Origin of the sequence: Paracoccus litorisediminis, from assembly GCF_009711205.1 — a bacterium.
GTDB classification, from domain to species: Bacteria; Pseudomonadota; Alphaproteobacteria; order Rhodobacterales; family Rhodobacteraceae; genus Paracoccus; species Paracoccus litorisediminis.
Window position 1 is genome coordinate 1 of the sequence record NZ_WMIG01000015.1, and the last position, 17925, is coordinate 17925.

General features: G+C 63.4%; 16 protein-coding genes and 1 pseudogene. 13 read left to right on the forward strand and 4 right to left on the reverse strand.

Annotation, left to right across the window (positions count from 1 at the left end; genetic code table 11):
* Positions 1-103, forward strand: a pseudogene (locus tag GL300_RS27480) (IS30 family transposase); the annotation flags it as partial.
* Between the two features lie 127 nt (positions 104-230).
* On the forward strand, positions 231-1601 hold the full coding sequence (locus GL300_RS19060; RefSeq protein WP_155041283.1) for an ISNCY family transposase: 1371 nt from the start codon (positions 231-233) through the stop codon (positions 1599-1601).
* Between the two features lie 351 nt (positions 1602-1952).
* On the opposite strand, the gene GL300_RS19065 is transcribed toward GL300_RS19060, so the two are convergent.
* Both GL300_RS19065 and GL300_RS19070 read right to left on the reverse strand, forming a co-directional pair.
* A complete protein-coding gene (locus GL300_RS19065) occupies positions 1953-3323 on the reverse strand; it encodes an aminotransferase class III-fold pyridoxal phosphate-dependent enzyme (protein ID WP_155041284.1) in 1371 nt (456 codons plus the stop codon).
* A 50-nt stretch (positions 3324-3373) separates the two neighbouring features.
* The gene (locus GL300_RS19070) at positions 3374-4822 is read right to left on the reverse strand and encodes an APC family permease (RefSeq protein WP_155041285.1); all 1449 of its coding nucleotides are present in this window, start codon (positions 4820-4822) and stop codon (positions 3374-3376) included.
* Positions 4823-4942: 120 nt separating this feature from the next.
* On the opposite strand from GL300_RS19070, the gene GL300_RS19075 reads away from it, so the two are divergent.
* Together GL300_RS19075 and GL300_RS19080 are read left to right on the forward strand one after the other, a co-directional pair.
* Positions 4943-5983 (forward strand): AraC family transcriptional regulator, encoded by a 1041-nt coding sequence (locus GL300_RS19075; protein WP_155041286.1) that lies wholly within the window; start codon positions 4943-4945, stop codon positions 5981-5983.
* Between the two features lie 196 nt (positions 5984-6179).
* On the forward strand, positions 6180-7289 hold the full coding sequence (locus tag GL300_RS19080; RefSeq protein WP_155041287.1) for a class II histone deacetylase: 1110 nt from the start codon (positions 6180-6182) through the stop codon (positions 7287-7289).
* Positions 7290-7327: 38 nt separating this feature from the next.
* Here the strand turns inward: GL300_RS19080 and GL300_RS19085 are convergent, their stop codons facing one another.
* Positions 7328-8248, reverse strand: a complete 921-nt coding sequence (locus GL300_RS19085) for a LysR family transcriptional regulator (RefSeq protein WP_155041288.1) — start codon at positions 8246-8248, stop codon at positions 7328-7330.
* Between the two features lie 165 nt (positions 8249-8413).
* On the opposite strand from GL300_RS19085, the gene GL300_RS19090 reads away from it, so the two are divergent.
* From GL300_RS19090 to GL300_RS19105, 4 genes are read left to right on the forward strand one after another with little or no spacing between them, the layout of a single operon-like run.
* Positions 8414-8743: a Dabb family protein gene (locus GL300_RS19090; protein ID WP_155041289.1), complete on the forward strand. Its 330-nt coding sequence runs from the start codon at positions 8414-8416 to the stop codon at positions 8741-8743.
* Positions 8740-9807: a maleylacetate reductase gene (locus GL300_RS19095; RefSeq protein WP_155041290.1), complete on the forward strand. Its 1068-nt coding sequence runs from the start codon at positions 8740-8742 to the stop codon at positions 9805-9807. Before GL300_RS19090 ends, GL300_RS19095 begins: the two co-directional genes overlap by 4 nt.
* 10 nt (positions 9808-9817) lie before the next feature.
* A complete protein-coding gene (locus tag GL300_RS19100; protein ID WP_155041291.1) occupies positions 9818-10720 on the forward strand; it encodes an intradiol ring-cleavage dioxygenase in 903 nt (300 codons plus the stop codon).
* Positions 10717-12225, forward strand: coding sequence for an aldehyde dehydrogenase family protein (locus tag GL300_RS19105; protein ID WP_155041292.1), 1509 nt, complete (start codon positions 10717-10719; stop codon positions 12223-12225). The genes GL300_RS19100 and GL300_RS19105 overlap by 4 nt, the downstream gene beginning before the upstream one ends.
* A 59-nt stretch (positions 12226-12284) precedes the next feature.
* Here the strand turns inward: GL300_RS19105 and GL300_RS19110 are convergent, their stop codons facing one another.
* Positions 12285-12728, reverse strand: coding sequence for a MarR family winged helix-turn-helix transcriptional regulator (locus tag GL300_RS19110; RefSeq protein WP_170297726.1), 444 nt, complete (start codon positions 12726-12728; stop codon positions 12285-12287).
* A 147-nt stretch (positions 12729-12875) separates the two neighbouring features.
* Here GL300_RS19110 and GL300_RS19115 point away from each other — a divergent pair, with 147 nt between their 5' ends.
* Genes GL300_RS19115 through GL300_RS19135 form a run of 5 tightly spaced genes read left to right on the forward strand, consistent with a single transcriptional unit; the run spans position 12876 to position 17916 of the window.
* Positions 12876-13853, forward strand: coding sequence for an ABC transporter substrate-binding protein (locus GL300_RS19115; RefSeq protein WP_155041294.1), 978 nt, complete (start codon positions 12876-12878; stop codon positions 13851-13853).
* A 48-nt stretch (positions 13854-13901) separates the two neighbouring features.
* Positions 13902-14696, forward strand: coding sequence for an ABC transporter ATP-binding protein (locus tag GL300_RS19120; RefSeq protein WP_155041295.1), 795 nt, complete (start codon positions 13902-13904; stop codon positions 14694-14696).
* 3 nt (positions 14697-14699) lie between these two features.
* Positions 14700-15473 (forward strand): ABC transporter permease, encoded by a 774-nt coding sequence (locus GL300_RS19125; protein ID WP_155041296.1) that lies wholly within the window; start codon positions 14700-14702, stop codon positions 15471-15473.
* On the forward strand, positions 15470-16237 hold the full coding sequence (locus GL300_RS19130) for an ABC transporter permease (protein WP_155041297.1): 768 nt from the start codon (positions 15470-15472) through the stop codon (positions 16235-16237). The genes GL300_RS19125 and GL300_RS19130 overlap by 4 nt, the downstream gene beginning before the upstream one ends.
* Complete coding sequence (locus GL300_RS19135) at positions 16234-17916, forward strand: sulfatase-like hydrolase/transferase (RefSeq protein ID WP_155041298.1); 1683 nt, start codon at positions 16234-16236, stop codon at positions 17914-17916. Before GL300_RS19130 ends, GL300_RS19135 begins: the two co-directional genes overlap by 4 nt.
* Positions 17917-17925: the final 9 nt, after the last annotated feature.

The following is a 17925-nucleotide window of genomic DNA, read 5'->3' on the forward strand; positions in this document are numbered from 1 at the left end:
ATCATCGCCATTTGTCACCGGCTCAATGCCACGCCTTGGCTATCGCACCCCCGCCGAAGTCTTCCGAGAAAAACTGATGTCCGAAATCGACCCCCTGCCCTAACCTCATGAACGTCAGGGTCGCGGCGCAGCCTGAAACCACACGACAAAGCTAAAATGTCTCACATTGGCAATTCAGGAATGTCACAGTTCCCCGGCTGAAGCCTCAAAGCCAAAGTCGGAGAACGGACATGGGATGGGTGATGATGAGCGAACGCGATCTGAAACGCATGTCGGTTCTGAAGGAAGTCGAGACCGGCCGATTGCGCGCGACCGATGCTGCGGCCTTTCTGGATTTGAGCCGACGGCAATTGCATCGCCTGCTGACACGCTTCCGTGCCGGTGGCGCGTCGGGCCTGGCGCATAAGGCGCGCGGCCGCAATCCCAACAACATGATCGATCCGGCCCGCCGCAGCGAGATCTTGGCGCTGGTCCGGGCGCAATACGCCGATTTCGGCCCGAGTTTTTCGGCTGAGAAACTGGCCGAGTTGCATGGCATCGCGATCTCACGCGAGACTCTGCGCAAATGGATGATTGCGGACGGGCTCTGGGCGTCCCGCAAATATCGTCGACAATTGCATCAGCCGCGGCTGCGGCGCGAGGCCTTGGGCGAGTTGATCCAGATCGATGGCTCCGAGCATCGCTGGTTTGAGGATCGCCGCGATCCCTGCACGCTCCTGGTCTTTATAGACGACGCCACCGGCAATCTGATGCAGATGCGCTTCGTGACCTCGGAAACCACCTTCAGCTATTTTGAGGCGCTCAAAGGCTACATGAAGGAACATGGCCTGCCGGTCGCCTTCTATTCCGACAAGCACAGCGTCTTCCGCGTCACCCGCGCCGATGCCCGAAGCGGCCATGGCATGACACAATTTGGTCGCGCGCTCAATGAGTTGAATATCGAGATCCTCTGCGCCAACTCCTCGCAGGCCAAGGGGCGCGTCGAGCGCGCCAACCGGACCTTGCAGGACCGCCTGGTCAAGGAATTGCGTCTGGCCGGGATCAGCGACATGGCAGCGGGCAACGAATTTTTGCCGGGCTTCATGGAGGCGTTCAACGCCCGTTTCGCCCGTGTCCCGCACCGCCCCGACAACCTGCACCGGGCCTTCAATATCGAGCCGGACCGGCTGCGCCGCATTCTGTGCCGTCGTGACGAACGTTTCGTTTCGCAGCAGTTGTCGCTGTCCTATGAGAAGAAACGCATCATCCTCGCGCCCAATGATCTCAGCCTGGCCGCCGCCGGGAAATACATCGATCTCTACGAGTATCCAGACGGTTCGGTCGAGGTGGTGATGAATGGTGTCTCCCTGGCCTATACCATGTTCGACAAGGAGCAGCGCGTCACCCACGCGGCCATCACCGAGAACAAGCGGCTCGGCGAAATCCTGACAATCATCAAGGCGCAGCAGGAGAAGGACCCGCTCAGAATCCGCCGTGTCGGCAAGCAACGGACGCGCTACGAACTGACCGGGCGTCCGCGCGGGCGCAAGAAGACCATCCTCGACAAGCGGGCTGAACGTCGGGTGGCCGAGGCAACGGCGGCGCGACCGCCCGCGGAATAATCCCCGAAGTCACAATCTCACCTGTTCTCGCTTGGGTTGTTGCTGTCTCGTGAGACGGAATAACCTCATCTCCGGGAACCAATAGTCGGCTCACGGCAGCCGGTCAGGGCTGCGATGGCGGAAGTCTCCGCCCTGCCCGGCTGCTGGCAAATGCCGCGTCCGAGGACATTTCTGAATGGCCAGAAATGGGACAATTCTGAATGGTTGCTACAAATTGTGGATGCTGGCCAGCAACGTCTGACAATGGCTCTTGCCAGGCTTGCCTGTCACGCCATCCAGTTCGGCGACATAGCATAACGGGATGCCCACGCAATCGCGGGCATCCTTTCTGGCCAGAGCAGTATCCGTCGATCAGAGTTCCCGCTCGATCCGGGCAAAGGCCGCGGTCAGAGCCGAGGCGAGGATGTCGCATTCGGCCTCGTTGATGACCAACGGCGGCGACAGGATAATGGTCGAGCCCGCGGGTCGGACGATCGCGCCTTCGTCCCGCGCATAGGCCGCCACGCGTTCGGCGATCCCGTTCGAGGGGTCAAGCGACGCGCGGCTGACCTTGTCTGCGACCAGATCCAGCCCGATCATCAGGCCTTTGCCGCGCACCTCACCCACGATCGACGAACTGTCGGCCAGCGGCTTCAGTTTCTCGATCAGGCGGGTCCCCTGCCGCGCTGCATTGCCGGGCAGATCCTCGCGGATGACGATGTCCAGCGCGGCCAGTGCAGCGGCACAGGCCAGAGGATGCCCGGTCGCGGTATAGCCATGCATCAGGAACCCTTCGGGTGTGATGCCCTGATACCATGCCGAAACCACGCGGCGGTTCAGGACCGTCGCGCCCAAGGGCACATAGCCCGCCGAAATACCCTTGGCGAGGCACATGATATCGGGCTTGACCCCCCAGCCCCGCGCGCCGAACATCGAACCCGAACGACCAAAGCCGGTCACCACCTCATCTGCGATCAGCAGCACGCCGTAGCGGTCGCAGACCTCGCGCAGCTTGGGCCAGAAGCTTGCAGGCGGCACGATGACCCCACCTGCCCCCTGCACCGGCTCGGCGATGAAGGCCGCGACCGTTTGCGGGCCTTGATGCCGGATTTCGCGGTCCAGCAGGTCCGCGATGATCTGAGCCAGCTCCTCGGGGTCCTGGCTATAGGGGTTGCGATAGGTCCAGGGCGTGTCGATCTGGGTGCATCCCGGCAGCAGGGGCTCATATGCCCCACGGTAATAGGGCGAACCATTGACCGAGACGCCGCCGAAATGGACGCCGTGATAACCATTCTTCAGCGAGATGAACTTGTAGCGCCCCGGCTCGCCCGCCAGCCGCCAATATTGCCGCGCCAATTTCAGCGCGGTTTCCACGGCGTCCGAGCCATTGGCGCTGAACACGATCTTGTCAGCCTCTTCGACATCGGCCATTCCGCAAACCAGTGCCGAAAGCTCGATCGAGGGCGGCGTGGCCGTGCCCGCAAAGGACGAGTAATACGAAATCTGGTCCATCTGCGCGATGATCGCCTGTTTCACTTCCGGGCGGTTGTGACCGACATTCACGTTCCACAGTCCGCCGACGCCGTCGATATAGGTTTTGCCATCGATATCGGTGACCCGGCAGCCGTCGCCCGCAACGATGATCTGCGGCGGATGGGCCTGCGACAGCATCGGGTGGATCATGGGATGGAACTGATAGCGCGCATTGTTTTCACGCAGGAAGTTCTGGTTGCGGTCAAGCATTGGTTTTCTCCGAAAGGACGGGTGCCCGGCGGGACCCGGAGGGAAGTTTCTCAGCCGAAGACACGGCCAAGATTGGCGTAAAGCTCGGGTTGGTGGCGCTGGATCCGGCGGGCCAGCAGCACGCCGCCCAGCCCGACAAGCAGCACCAGCAGCGGGAAGGCACGGACCAGAGGGCTGTCAGACCCGGTCAGCAGGTCCAGATGCGCGGTGACCAGCACGAAGGCGCCGCCCAATCCGATCAGCGCGACGACCGGCAAAACCAGCGTGACCAGCCGCGAATGGTCATGGCCGTGCTGGCGCCGGAAATAGAGAATGATCGCCAGCGACACGAGGATCTGCACCGCAAGGATGCCCAGCACCGCCAGCCCCGACAGCCATGAAAAGATCACCGCATAGGGGTCCGCGCCGAACAGGATGAATGGCGCAAGTACGACCGCGGAGGACAGCGATTGCAGCTTGCCCGCCGCCACCGGCGAACCGTGCCGCGGATGGACCTTGCCCAGATTGCGCCACAGAAGCCCTTCGCGGCCAAGAGCGAAGAAGTAGCGGTTCAGCGTGTTGTGAAAGGACAGCGCGCAGGCAAACAGCGACAGTAGCAGCAACCCGTTCATCAAGGCGACCGACCAGTCGCCCAGAACCTGCTGGGCCGCGGTGAAATACAGCGTCTCCAGCCCGGCTTCCGCCGCCCGCTGGATCTGCGAAGGGCCGTAATATTGCACGATGGCCCAGGTCGAAAAGGCATAGAAGGCGGTGATCAGCAGCACCGCCGCATAGGTCGCGCGTGGGATGGTACGGTCGGGGTCGCGGGCTTCTTCGCCGAAGATGGCGGTGGCCTCGAACCCGATAAACGAACCGATCACAAAGACCAGCGCGACCGCCAGACCGGGGGTGAAGACCACGGCGGGCGCGAAGGATGATAGGCTGAAGCCCTCGGGCCCGCCACCTTGCAGCAAGATGGCGACGTTCAGCATAAGCAGCACCAGAACCTCAAGGATCATGGCGATGCCCAGGATCGTCCCGGAAAAGGCGATGTTGCGGCGGCCCGCCAGATGGATCGCGACCAGCGCCGACAGCGACCAGACATACCACGGCAGATCAAGACCAAGCCCGGCAAATGCTGCCGCCGAGAACACGCCAAACAGCGCATAGACCGCAGATTGCACCGCCGTATAGGTCAACAGCGCGATCATCGCCCCGGCGACGCCTGCCGGTCGCCCAATGCCTTGCGCGATATAGGTGTAAAAGGCACCTGCGCCGCCGACATGGCGGCTCATGGCGCTGAAACCTGCGGCGAAGATCAGGTAAAGAAGCCCCGCCAGCACGAAGGCTCCGGGCACGCCGGGTCCGTTGCCAAAGGCAAAGGCCACCGTCGAGGCACCGACCACCGCCGTCAGCGGCGCGGCGGCTGCGACCACAAAGAAAATGATATGAACCAGCCCGATCGAGTTTCGGGCAAGATGCGCGCCCCCGGGCGTGCTTGGCGTCACGACGTGCGACATGAGGTGAGGTCCCTGTTGTGATTTTTATCCGGCGATGATGCATGACTTCGTGTCCTCACCCATTGCCGAAGGTGCCAAATATGCGATAATTCGCGCCACAGCGTCATGCGGACGGGGGCGATGAGCAACAGTCATTCGCGCGGATTAGATCACGGCCAAGCGACGATCCGTGCGGCTGCCCTTGCACCTTTGGCCGAGTTTATTGCTGCTTCGACAAAGGGATGCGATGCATTCTTCGCCTCGCAAGGTCTGCCCAGAACCAGTATTTCCGATCCCTATGCCCAGACCAGCCTGGCGCGTTATGTCGATACCTTCGAAAAGGCTGCCGAACTGATCTCGGCGCCGGATCTGGGTCTGCAGATCGGGATGCGGATCAAACCTGCGGATCTGGGCCCGATGGGTGTGCTGTTTTCGATCTCGCCCAATTTGCGGGTGGCGTTCGACCGTCTGTCCCGGCATGGAATGGCGTTGCAGGACGGCACGCAATCCAGCGTCTATGAGGTCGGGCCGGATCTGGTCTGGACCTATCGCCTTGCCGATATCTCGATCTGGCCGCGCCGGCAGGACGCGGAATATACGCTGGCTGCGGTCTGCCAGTTGGTCCGGTCCAGTTTCAGCGCGGATTGGCGCCCGCATGAGCTGCATTTCGAACATGACAGCCAGACCGACCGCGCGCTGCTGCACCGCGCCTTCCGGGCGCCGGTCCTGTATAATCAATCGGCGAACCGGATCATCTTTGCCCAATCCGACGCTGCATGCCAATATCGCGCCGAGGATGGCGGGCTGGCCCAGATCCTTGAGCGCCATATTGGCGACCTGATCAGCCAAAGCCGCGCCCCCGAGAGCATGTCCGATCAGTTGCGCCGGATCATCGGCCTGTGGCTGGGTCAGCGCCCGATCACGCTGGCCACCATGGCGGCCGAGTTGCGCATGTCACCGCGCAGCCTGCAACGGCGGCTCAGCGAAGAGGGAACCAGCCTGCGCCATCTGCTGCGCGAACACCGCGAGAACCTTGCCCAGACCTTGTTGCGGCAGAAAAGCGCGCGGGTTTCGAATGTCGCGAATGCGCTTGGCTATGCCGACAGCACCGTGTTCTGGCGCGCCTTTCGGAATTGGACGGGGCAGCAACCCAGCGCGGTCCATTCGGTCGAAAGCGACTGATCCCGCAAGGACCGTTTCTGGTCCGGTCACCCTTCTGGCGTGAAATATCGAATCTCTGGCGCAACAGGCAATGGGCTTTGCCCGGCTGTCGATGGAGCGTGGCGGCAGTTGGGGGCGTGGCTTGAGGATCTGGTGCATCGGCCCCCGTGCCATGCAGATCGGCCACCAGCCGGACTAGCCCAGACGGAGATGGCTTATGACGCGCAAGACCGCCCTTTTCACCGACGAATTGACCTTCTGGCATCACTCGGGGCCACATGCGCTGATCCTGCCTGCCGGTGGCTGGGTGCAGGTTCCGAACGGCTCCAGCCTGGCTGAATCGCCCGAAAGCAAGCGCCGCCTGCGCAACCTGATCGCGGTTTCCGGTCTGGAACGGCATCTCGATATCCGTACGGCCCCTGCCCTGACGCATGAGGAATTGCGACTGGTCCACCCGGCCGCCTATCTGGAAAAGCTGAAAGCGCTGAGCGATGCCGGACAAGGATCGATGGGAGCGGGCGCTCCGGTCGGTCCCGGCACCTATGAAATCGCAAGCCTGTCCGCAGGGCTGGCAACCGCCGCGCTGGAGGCGGTCGTCTTGGGTCAGGTCGACAATGCCTATGCGCTGTCGCGCCCGCCGGGGCATCACTGCCTGCCCGATCAGGCGATGGGCTTCTGCTTCATGGCCAATATCCCGCTGGCGATCGAAACGGTCAAACGGCGGCATAAGCTGGGCCGGGTCGCGGTGATCGACTGGGATGTCCACCACGGCAACGGGACGCAGGCGGTCTATGAGGACCGGCCGGATGTGCTGACCATCTCGTTGCATCAAGAGGGCTGCTATCCCCCCGGCTATAGCGGCGAACATGATCGCGGCATCGGCATGGGCACAGGCCGCAATATCAACATTCCTCTGCCCGCCGGGTCAGGCCACGCGACCTATATGCGCGCAATGAGCCAGATCGTGTTGCGGGCTTTGGACGCGTTCCACCCCGAGGTCATTATCGTCGCCTGCGGTTTCGACGCCAATGCGCTGGACCCCTTGGCGCGGATGCAGCTGCATAGCGACAGTTTTCGCGAAATGACGCGCATGATGATCGAGGCCGCAGATCGCCTTTGCGGCGGCAAGCTGCTGCTGGTCCATGAGGGCGGCTATTCCGAGGCCTATGTCCCTTTCTGCGGACTTGCCGTGATCGAGGAACTGACGGGGCACCGCACCGCCGTGGATGACCCGCTATTGCCCTTCATCACCTTGCAACAGCCGCGGTCCGGCACCCAGAAATGTCACGACGCGCGGGTGAACGAATTGACCGCGCTGTTCGCATGAGGCGGGCGGGACCAGTCGGCTACGCCCCGCTGCCTTGGTCAGGTGTGGGCCTGCCAGCGTTGCTCGAACTCGTTTTCGCGGAAATGCTGGACAAGGGCGTCGATGAACAGCCGCGTGCGCAGCGGCAGAAAGCGGCGCGAAGGATAGGCGATGCTCATCGTCAGCCCCGGCGCGCGCCAGTCCGGCAGCACCTGTTGCAGCCGCCCGGCAGACAGCGCGTCCTGCAGAATATACGCGGGTTGCAACAGGATGCCCAATCCGTCCAGTGCTGCCTGAACCAGCAACTGCCCGTCATTGCTGACAAAATCTCCGCTGACGGCAAGGCGTCGCACCTGATCGTGACGGCTAAGCTGCAGTTCGTCCCAATCATCCGCCAGCGTGTAAAGCAGCAGGTGATGACGCAGCAGGTCTTCGGGGCTGGCGGGAACGCCGTGGCGGGCCAGATAATCCGGCGAGGCCGCCAATTGGCGCGGCACCTCGGCCAGCTTGCGGATGGTGACGGAGCTGTCGACCTCGGACCGGCGCGTGCGGATCGCCAGATCCAGACCGTTCTCGATGATGTCGTAATAGCGGTTCGAGGCCTGCAGATCGATGCGGATCAGCGGATAATCGGCCTTGAACTGCCGGATCACCGGCATGAGATGCAGCAGGGCAAAGGACAGCGATGCGCCGATCCTGAGGACCCCCCGAGGCTCGGCGCTGCCGCGACTGGCGCTTTCCTCGGCGGCGCGCAGGTCATGAAGGATCTCGCGCGCGTCACGGGCAAAACGCTCGCCCTCCAAGGTCAGCGACAATTGCCGGGTCGTGCGCTGGATCAGGCGGGCACCCAGCCGGTTTTCCAGCGAGGACAAGGCGCGGCTGACGCCGGAAACCGACATGCCCAGCATTTCCGAGGCGCGGGTCAGGTTGGTCGTTTCGGCAATCGCCGCGAAAACCTGCAATTCGGTGAAGCGGTCCATCTATGTTCCTTGCCCTTGCAGCCGTCGGTCCGGCAGCGCCACGAGGCTGCGCATATTGTTGCAGATTACGCAAATATAATTCCCAGAACCGGCGATTTATCCCGCGGAACGGCGATGACAGGGTGGCGGCATCGAATGCGCCCTGCCCTTCAGCCGGAGTCCCGAATGCAGCAACCGATCCGTCATATCGTGATGTGGAATGTCCACGGCGATTGCGAAGCCCAGCGACAGGCGGCCATCGCTGCCGTTCGCCACGAATTCGAAGCGCTGCGCGGCCAAATTCCCGGCATGTCTGGGCTGGAGATCGGCGTGGATGTCAGCCGCGTCTCCTATGCATGCGACATGGTGCTGGTCAGCGAATTCGACAGCAGCGCCGCATTGGCGGCCTATGCCGAACATCCCGCGCATCTGCGTGCCCGCGACCGGCTGGAAGGGATGCGCGTCGCCCGACATCAGGTCGATTACCCCGTCGTAACCGTGCCGGAGGCCGAATGATGACCAGCCGCGATTTCGTCTATACCGGCCATCCGGCGCGGGTGATCTTTGGCAGCGGCACCACCGCGCGCTTGCCGCAGGAAATGCAGCGGCTTGGCGCGCAGCGGGCATTGATCCTGTCCACGCCGCAGCAGGAATCGCAGGCTCAGGCCGTCGCTGAGCTGCTGGGTCCCGCCGCCGTCGGGCTGTTTCCCGGCGCGGTGATGCATACGCCGGTCGAGGTCAGCGAACATGCCGCCGCGATGGCCCGCCGGGTCATGGCCGATGTGGTTGTCGCAATCGGCGGTGGCTCCACCACCGGGCTGGGCAAGGCGATCGCATTGCGCACCGACCTGCCGCAGATCGTCATCCCGACCACCTATGCGGGCTCGGAAATGACGCCGATTCTGGGGGAGACCTCGGACGGTCAGAAGCGCACCCAGACCACCGCCAAGGTGCTGCCCGAAGTGGTGATCTATGATGTCGACCACACGCTGGGATTGCCGTCGGAATTGTCCGGCACCAGCGGCATCAATGCCATCGCCCATGCCGTCGAGGCGCTCTATGCGCGCGAAACGAACCCGATCATCACCGCCTTGGCGCTTGAGGCGATCGGGTCGCTGGCACGCGCCCTGCCCGTGATCGCGCAGGACCCCGGCCAACGCGAGGCACGGGCCGATGCGCTATATGGCGCTTGGCTGTGCGGTATTTGTCTGGGCTCGGTCGGCATGGCGCTGCATCACAAGCTTTGCCACACGCTGGGCGGCACCTTCGATCTGCCCCATGCCGAATGCCACACGCTGATCCTGCCTCATGCGCTGGCCTATAACGCACCGGCCATTCCCGAGGTCATGGCCCGCCTGACAACGGTTCTGGGCCAGGACCCTGCCCGCGCACTGTTCGATCTGGGCCGCGAGGTGCGTGCACCGGCATCGCTCGCGCAGCTGGGGATGCCCGCCGATGGCATCGGGCGCGCCGTCGATCTGGCTTTGGCCAACCCCTATTGGAACCCCCGCCCGCTGGAGCGTGACGCGCTGACCGCGCTGATCACCCGCGCGCATCAGGGGCAACCGCCCGTCGTCTGAGGAAACCGACATGACCTACCTGACCGAGGAAACCTCTGCCGAGACCGTGACCGCCCGGATTGGCGTGAACGCCGATCCGCGCCTGCGCCGGGTCATGACCTCGCTGGTCCGGCACCTGCACGATTTCGCCAAGGACGTCGAACTGACCGAGGCCGAATGGGAATATGCCATCGACTTCCTGACCCGCACCGGTCAGCTTTGCAGCGACGCCCGACAGGAATTCATCCTGCTGTCGGATGCGCTTGGGCTGTCCATGCTGGTCGATGCGATCAACCACCGCTTGCCCGAAGGTGCCACCGAAACCACCGTTTTCGGCCCCTTCCATGTCGACGACGCACCAGAGCGCCCGATGGGGGCGAATATCAGTCTGGACGGCAAGGGAGAGCTTTGCCTGTTCTCGGGGCGGGTGCTGGATCTGGCGGGCCGGCCCGTCGCCAATGCGTTGGTCGATGTCTGGTCCGATAACGAGGACGGTTTTTACGACGTGCAGCAGCCCGGCATTCAGCCGCCTTTCAACAATCGCGGGGTGTTTCGTACCGGGCCGGACGGGCGCTATGCCTTTCGCGGGATACGGCCGGTTTCCTATCCGATCCCGGATGACGGGCCGGTCGGGCAGATGCTGACCGCGCTGGGACGCCATCCCTGGCGTCCGGCACATATGCATTTCCTGATCACCGCCCCCGGTTACGATCGGATCATCACGCATATCTTCGTCAAGGGTGACCCCTATCTGACCTCGGACGCGGTCTTTGGCGTCAAGCAATCGCTGATCGTCGATTTCAGACCCGTCACCAGCACGACCGAGAAATGGCAGGCCGAATTCGATTTCGTGATGCGCCCTGCCTCTGATCCCGCCGGCGTGCACCGCGCCGCGAATGCGACAACAAGAAAAACTCAGGAGGAACAAGCATGAAGATCGCGCGCCCTGACAGCGCCGTCACCGAAATCGCACCCGCGGTCACGGCATTCCTTGCAGCACCGCTGATGCAGATCGGGGCCAAGGCGACCGCTGCGGCCTCGGGGCGGAGCTTTCCGGTCTACAACCCCGCCACCGGACAGGTCATCGCGCAGGTTCCGGCGGGCGAGGCCGAGGATGTGGACCGCGCCGTCAGGGCCGCGCAGGCGGCGTTCGACGGTCCCTGGTCACAACTTCTGCCCGTCCAGCGCCAGAACCTGATGCTGAAACTGGCCGATCTGATCGAGGAAAACGGCGAGGAACTCGCGCAGCTGGAAACCCTGAATCAGGGCAAATCGATCACGCTGTCGCGCCTGATCGAAGTGCAGTCTTCGGCCGAATACATCCGCTACATGGCTGGCTGGGCGACCAAGATCGAGGGGGCGACGCTGGATGTCTCGATCGCAATCCCGCCCGGCACCCGCTATCAGGCCTTTACCCGCAAGGAAGCGGTCGGCGTGGTCGCCGCGATCACGCCATGGAATTTTCCGCTGAACATGGCGGTGTGGAAGATCGCACCCGCGCTGGCCGCTGGCTGTACGGTGGTCCTGAAACCGGCCGAGGAGACGCCGTTGACCTCGATCCGGCTGGCGCAGCTTTGCCTTGAGGCCGGTCTGCCCGAGGGCGTCGTGAATGTCGTGACCGGAGATGGCGCGGCGGCAGGCGCGGCGCTGGTCGCCCATCCCGGTGTCGCCAAGGTCACCTTCACCGGCTCGACCGAGACCGGCAAGCTGATCGGCATTCAGGCGATGAAGGACATGAAGCGGGTCACGCTGGAACTGGGCGGCAAGGCTCCGATGGTCATGTTCGACGACATGGATCTGGACCTTCTGGGCGCGGCAGTCGGCATTGGCAGTTTCTTCAATTCGGGGCAGACTTGCTGCTCGGGGGCGCGGATCTATGCCCAGAAGGGGATCTATGACAAGGCGCTGGAGGTGATCGCCAATGTCACCCGTAGCCTATCGGTCGGGGCCGGGCTGGACCCCGCGCATCAGATCAACCCGATGGTGTCTGCCCGACATCAGGCGCATGTGCGTTCCTGCATCGCGCGCGGGCTGGAGGAAGGCGCGACGGCGGTGATCGGGGCCAGCGCGCCCGAGACCGGCTATTTTGTCGCGCCCGAATTGTTCACCGATGTGCGTCAGGACATGGCGCTGATGCAGGATGAAATCTTTGGCCCGGTCGTGACCATGACCCCCTTTGACGATCCGGATGAGGCGATCCGGCTGGCCAATGACACGCGATACGGGCTTGGTGCCTCGATCTGGACGCAGGATCTGAACAGGATGATGCGCTATGTCCCCCGGATTAAGGCGGGCACGGTCTGGGTCAACAGCCACAACATCCCCGACCAGAACATGCCCTTTGGCGGGTACAAGCAATCCGGCCTTGGCCGCGAACACGGTTGCGGGGCACTCGATAATTATCTGGAAACCAAATCGGTCTGTGTCGCCTATCGCTGACAGGCCGCGCGCGAGGCGGCCCGCCGCCCGCGCAGCATTGCTCGCAAAGCGTGGACGGATCAGGCGCCGTCGCCAGTCCGCAGATGGTCCAGCATCCGCTGCATGAACTCCATCAGCATCAGCCGCTCTTCCTGCGAGAGGACGGCGATGGTTTCCTCATTCGCGGTTTCGACATGACCGATCACCCGGACGTAAAGCGCCTCGCCCGCCGCGCTCAGCGACAGCTTGATCGCGCGCCCGTCGCTGTCGTCGGGCCGTCGCTCGACCAGCCCGCGCTCACACAAAAGTTTCACGGTGCGGCTCATCTGGCCTTCGTCCAGAAAGCCCTGCGTCGCCAGTTGGCGCAGGGTGCAGGGACACAGGGCCCGGATGACGCCCAAGGTGCGCCATTCGATCAGCGTCACCCCGTAATTCGACATCAGATGATTCTGGGCGTCGCGGTCATTGGCGCGCGCAAGCAATGCCAGCCGGTAGGAAAAGAGATCGCGAATATCGTGGCCCATGTCTGCCCACATATCAGCCCCTTAGCAAAGGTGAAAAGAGATCAACAAACTTACTTGACATCGTCAACTTATTAGTTTGACAATGTCAAGTATAAGGCCCTCAGAAGGCCTGCTCTTCTCCCAATCTTCATCCAACAAGGAGTGATCATGCGCTCTTCCTTTGCTCGTGCCATCGCGGCCTTGGCCGCGTTCAGCTGTGCAGGAACGCTGTCTGTCGCTGGGCCAGCCCATGCCGAACCGGTCAAGCTGCGGCTGACCTACCTTATGGCGGATCTGATCCTGCCCGTGCTGGTGGCACGCGATGCCGGCGACTATGAGCGGGCAGGTATCGACCTTGAGGCCATCGAGGGGCAAAGCGGCCCGGCCGTGGTTGCAGCCCTTGCCTCGGGCGAGGCGGATCTGGGCTATTCCGGATCGATCCCACCGATCAATGCGCGCCTGAACGGCGTGCCGATCAAGCTGGTCATGACGCTGGGCCATGAAAAGGCGCCAGACATGATGCTGACCGGTTTCATTTCGACGCAGGCCTCGGGCATCACCGATATTCAGGGCGTCAGGGGCCACCGTATCGCGCTGAACGCCAATGGCGGGTTGTGCGAACTGGCCTGGCGCGATCACCTGAGCGCCGCGGGCATCAAATGGTCCGAGGTCCAGCCGGTCGTCCTGCCCTTTCCACAGGTCGAAGCCGCAATGCAGCAGGGCGCCGTCGATGCGGCCTGCCTGATCAACCCCTTCCAGGCCTCGGTCATGCATAACCCCGAGATCGGGGCCAAGCGCATCGCTGCCGGGATGCTGGCCGATCTGTCGACGCCCGGCCTGTCGGACGTGATCTACACGACCGACAAATACGCCGCCGAACATGCCGAGACGATCCGCACTTTCGGCGAAGTTACCGTAGCCGCCCGCCAGCGCCTTCAGGCCGATCCCGATGCGCTGATTGCCGCTGCCGAAAAATATGTCGGCCTGACCCCGCAAGCAGCCGCCGACGTGACACTGGCCGTCGTTCGCGACGATGTCGGGATGGATCTGACCGAGGTGCAGAAGCTGCTCGACGCGATGTCGCGGGCGGAAATGCTGTCCTCTCCGATCACGGCCGAGGATCTGGCCGGCACCACCGCGAAATGATGCGCAAGGGCGGGGCCACGGTCCTGTCAGCCTTAAACGGATGGAACGATGAACGACACGACGATTCTTGAAGCCGTTGATCTGCGCAAGGCATATGGTCACGGTTTGCAGCGGATGCCCATTCTTGACGGGATCGATTTCCGGGTTCGCAAGGGCGATTTCGTTTCCGTGGTCGGCCCCTCGGGCTGTGGCAAGACCACGCTGCTGATGGCGCTGGCCGGGCTAAGCCAGCCCGACACCGGCGAGGTCCGTTTTCGCGGCCAGCCCGTGACCCAGCCGCCGCAAGGACTGGCGGTTGTGTTTCAGGACTACAGCCGCTCGTTGTTTCCGTGGAAGACGGCGCGGGAAAACGTGATCTTTGCGATGCGCGACACGGCGCAGAAGACCCGGCAGGAGCGACGCGATCGTGCGGATGAGCTGCTGGCGGCAGTCGGGCTGAAGGAATTCGCCCAGAAATATCCGTGGCAACTGTCCGGCGGCATGCAGCAGCGCGTGGCGATCGCGCGGGGACTTGCCTCGGAAAGCGACCTGCTGTTGCTGGACGAGCCGCTGGCGGCGGTCGATGCCCAGACCCGCGCCGACATGCAGGACCTGATCCTGGAGCTGGCGCAGCGCTTCGACCAGACCTGCCTGCTGGTCACTCATGATGTCGATGAAGCGGTCTATATGGCGGATAAGGTGATTGTCCTGTCGCGCCGTCCGACCAGCGTCGCGACCGAAATCCCCGTCGACCTTGGCAAGCGCCGCGATCAGCTGGCCACGCGCGAGCAGCCGGGTTTCCTGCACGCTCGGCACGAGGTCATGGAACGCATCCGCAGCTATCGCAGCCAGATGGCGGGTTGAACCATGACGCGCGCATTGCTTTGGTCCCGAGGGGCCGTTTCCCTGATCTTTGTTCTGGCGCTGTGGCAGGCCGTCGCATTGAGCGGAGCGGTTCCCGCCAAGTTCTTTCCCGGCATTCCTGCCATCATCGACGGCGCGCGCCAGATGATCGCCACTGGCGAGCTGCCCCGCAACGAGATCCTGACGCTGGGCCGGGCGCTGACCGGGCTTGTCCTTGCCTCGGTCGCGGGGATTGCTCTGGCCCTGCTGTCGGATGCCTCGCCGTTCTTCGACCGCGGATTTCGGACGATTTCCAGCCTGCTGCAACCGGTTCCGCCCGCCGCGGTGGTGCCGATGGCGATCTTTGCGCTGGGGCTGGGGATCAAGCTTTACATCTTCATCATCCTTCTGGTCTCAATCTGGGGGCCGTATCTGAACGGTGCCGCAGCCCTGCGCGCCGTCCCGCGCGAACAGATCCTGACTGGACGGATGTTGGGCCTGTCGCCCGCAGCGATCATGTTTCGCATCAAGCTGCCGGCGGCCATGCCGCAGATCTTCGCGGGCATCCGCTATGCCGCCGCGGTCAGTCTGATCGCCGTAGTCGTGGCCGAGATGCTGGCCGGTCGCGACGGCATCGGCTTTCTGCTGGTCCGCAAAAGCTTCTCGATCCGTATCCCCGAGACCTACGCCCTGATGTTCGTCACCATGTTCAACGGCGTGCTGCTGGCCTTGCTGGTCAATCTGGCGCGACGCGTCCTGACCGGCTGGCATGTCCGTCAAACCGGAGCTTCCAAATGATACCGCTTCGCAAACCGGCCGATTACGCGCCGATCCTGATGCCGCTGATCGTGGTCGCAATCTGGGCGCTGGCCGCTGCCTCGACCTCGTCGCCCTTGTTTCCGGGGCCTGCCAAGGTCGCGCAGGCGATCTGGCACAATTTCAGCACCATCATGGTCCAGCTTGGCGCCACACTGACCCGCGTCGTGATCGGCTTTGCGGTCGCGGCCGCGATTACCGTGCCGCTGGGCATCATGCTGGGCCGCCTGCGGATCATCGGGCAATTGTTCGAGCCGGTGATGGACATGCTGGCGACACTGCCGCCGCCGGCTATCGTGCCGCTGGTCATGCTGTTTGCCGGAACGGGCGACGCGGCCAAGATCACCATGATCGCCTTTGCCGCCGCCATTCCCCTGCTGATGAACACTTATGAGGCCTCAAAGACCCAGAATGAGATGGCCAATCTGGTGGCACGGTCCCTGCGGTTAAGCAGGTTCGAAACCATGCTGCGTGTCGATCTGCCCGCGGCGCTGCCGATGATCGCGACCGGCGTACGCATGGCTGTCGCCGCGGCGCTGCTGGTCTCGGTCACCTCGGAAATCCTGCTGGCCACGGACGGGATCGGCGTCTTCCTGCAACGCCAGCAAGAGAATTTCCAGATCGCGGGCGGGCTTGCCGGGATCTTCTTCATCTCGCTGACCGGGCTGGTCGTGAACACCCTGATCCTGGCTTTCGAGAAACGCTGGCTGTTCTGGCACTACCGCGCGCAGGAGGACGCGAAATGAGCGCGAAACCCATGAATGTCTTGTGGATCATGTGTGACCAGCTGCGTTTCGACTATCTGGGCTGCGCCGGTCATCCGACGCTGCGCACGCCCAATATCGACCGGCTGGCGGCGCGCGGGGTCAGGTTCACCAATGCCTATGTGCAGTCGACGATCTGCGGCCCCTCGCGCATGTCGGCCTATACCGGGCGCTATGTGCGCTCGCACGGTTCGACCCAGAATGGCGTGCCGCTGCGCGTCGGAGAGCCCACGCTGGGCGATCATCTGCGCGAGAACGGCGTGCGCTGCGTGCTGATCGGCAAGACCCATATGGTCGCCGATACCGAAGGCATGGAGCGTCTGGGCATCGACCCGGATTCCCTTATCGGCGTCCATAGCTCGCAATGCGGGTTTGAACCGTGGGAGCGTGACGACGGGCTGCACCCCTCGGGGCCTTATGACGGTGACGTGCCCTATGACCGCTATCTGCGCGACGGCGACCATCAGGCCGACAACCCGTGGGAGCATTGGGCCAATTCCGCCGAAGGCCCGAATGGCGAGGATCACAGCGGCTGGTTGCTGGTCCATGCCGACAAGCCCGCCCGCATCGACGAGAGCATGTCCGAGACGCCCTACATGACGCGCCGCGCGATGGAGTTCATCACCGAGGCCGAGGCCGACGGGCGGCCATGGTGCGCGCATCTGTCCTATATCAAGCCACATTGGCCCTATATCGTCCCGGCGCCCTATCACGACATGTTCGGCCCGGATGACGTTCAGGACGCCATTCGATCCGAGGCCGAGCTGGCGAACCCGCATCCGGTCTATGCCGCCTTTACCCAGGAACGCTATTCGCGGAACTTTTCGCGCGACGAAGTGCGCCGCCGCGTGATCCCGGCCTATATGGGGCTGATCAAGCAGATCGACGATCAGCTTGGGGAGCTGTTCGGTTTTCTTGACCGCAAGGGCCTGAGCGATCGGACGATGATCGTCTTTACCTCGGATCATGGAGACTATCTGGGCGATCACTGGCTGGGCGAAAAATACCTGTTCCACGATGTCTCGGCGAAGGTGCCGATGATCGTTTGCGACCCCTCGCCTTCTGCCGACAGCACGCGCGGCACGACCTGCGACCGGCTGGTCGAGATGATCGACCTTGCGCCGACCTTTCTGGACTATTTCGGCGGCGCGCCACGACCGCATGTGCTTGAGGGCCTGTCGCTGCTGCCGCTGCTCCGGGGCGAAGCACAGGCATGGCCACGCCGCCACGCCGTTTCGGAATACGATTTTGCGCCCGACAGCGTGCGGGTCAAACTTGGCCGCAGCGTTCAGGACAGCCGCATGGTGATGATCACCGATGGCCGCTTCAAGATGATCGAGGTTCCCGGTTTCCGACCGATGCTGTTCGACATGGAAAACGACCCCGGCGAATTGGTCGATCTGGGGGAGGCGCCGGATCAGGCCGCGACCATCGCCCGGCTGCGGGCGGCGCTGATGCGCTGGTATGCCTCGGCCCGCAATCGGATCACGGTCCCGGATGACTGGTTCACGGCGGATGATGCGCTGCTGCACGCGGGCGGTGATCCGACGCTGCGCACCGGCGTCATCATCGGCTATTGGGATGAGGCCGAGCTGGAAGCCCAGCGGCGGTTGCTGGCCCGCTTCAGCGCGCCAGCCGAGGCGACGGCGCTGGACGCCTAGACGCAAGGA

Bases quoted from the DNA above. Each gene is read 5' to 3' on its own strand.
- GL300_RS19060 (WP_155041283.1), top strand. From the start codon at position 231: ATGGGATGGGTGATGATGAGCGAACGCGATCTGAAACGCATGTCGGTT.
- GL300_RS19065 (WP_155041284.1), bottom strand. From the start codon at position 3,323: ATGCTTGACCGCAACCAGAACTTCCTGCGTGAAAACAATGCGCGCTAT.
- GL300_RS19070 (WP_155041285.1), bottom strand. From the start codon at position 4,822: ATGTCGCACGTCGTGACGCCAAGCACGCCCGGGGGCGCGCATCTTGCC.
- GL300_RS19075 (WP_155041286.1), top strand. From the start codon at position 4,943: ATGAGCAACAGTCATTCGCGCGGATTAGATCACGGCCAAGCGACGATC.
- GL300_RS19080 (WP_155041287.1), top strand. From the start codon at position 6,180: ATGACGCGCAAGACCGCCCTTTTCACCGACGAATTGACCTTCTGGCAT.
- GL300_RS19085 (WP_155041288.1), bottom strand. From the start codon at position 8,248: ATGGACCGCTTCACCGAATTGCAGGTTTTCGCGGCGATTGCCGAAACG.
- GL300_RS19090 (WP_155041289.1), top strand. From the start codon at position 8,414: ATGCAGCAACCGATCCGTCATATCGTGATGTGGAATGTCCACGGCGAT.
- GL300_RS19095 (WP_155041290.1), top strand. From the start codon at position 8,740: ATGATGACCAGCCGCGATTTCGTCTATACCGGCCATCCGGCGCGGGTG.
- GL300_RS19100 (WP_155041291.1), top strand. From the start codon at position 9,818: ATGACCTACCTGACCGAGGAAACCTCTGCCGAGACCGTGACCGCCCGG.
- GL300_RS19105 (WP_155041292.1), top strand. From the start codon at position 10,717: ATGAAGATCGCGCGCCCTGACAGCGCCGTCACCGAAATCGCACCCGCG.
- GL300_RS19110 (WP_170297726.1), bottom strand. From the start codon at position 12,728: ATGGGCCACGATATTCGCGATCTCTTTTCCTACCGGCTGGCATTGCTT.
- GL300_RS19115 (WP_155041294.1), top strand. From the start codon at position 12,876: ATGCGCTCTTCCTTTGCTCGTGCCATCGCGGCCTTGGCCGCGTTCAGC.
- GL300_RS19120 (WP_155041295.1), top strand. From the start codon at position 13,902: ATGAACGACACGACGATTCTTGAAGCCGTTGATCTGCGCAAGGCATAT.
- GL300_RS19125 (WP_155041296.1), top strand. From the start codon at position 14,700: ATGACGCGCGCATTGCTTTGGTCCCGAGGGGCCGTTTCCCTGATCTTT.
- GL300_RS19130 (WP_155041297.1), top strand. From the start codon at position 15,470: ATGATACCGCTTCGCAAACCGGCCGATTACGCGCCGATCCTGATGCCG.
- GL300_RS19135 (WP_155041298.1), top strand. From the start codon at position 16,234: ATGAGCGCGAAACCCATGAATGTCTTGTGGATCATGTGTGACCAGCTG.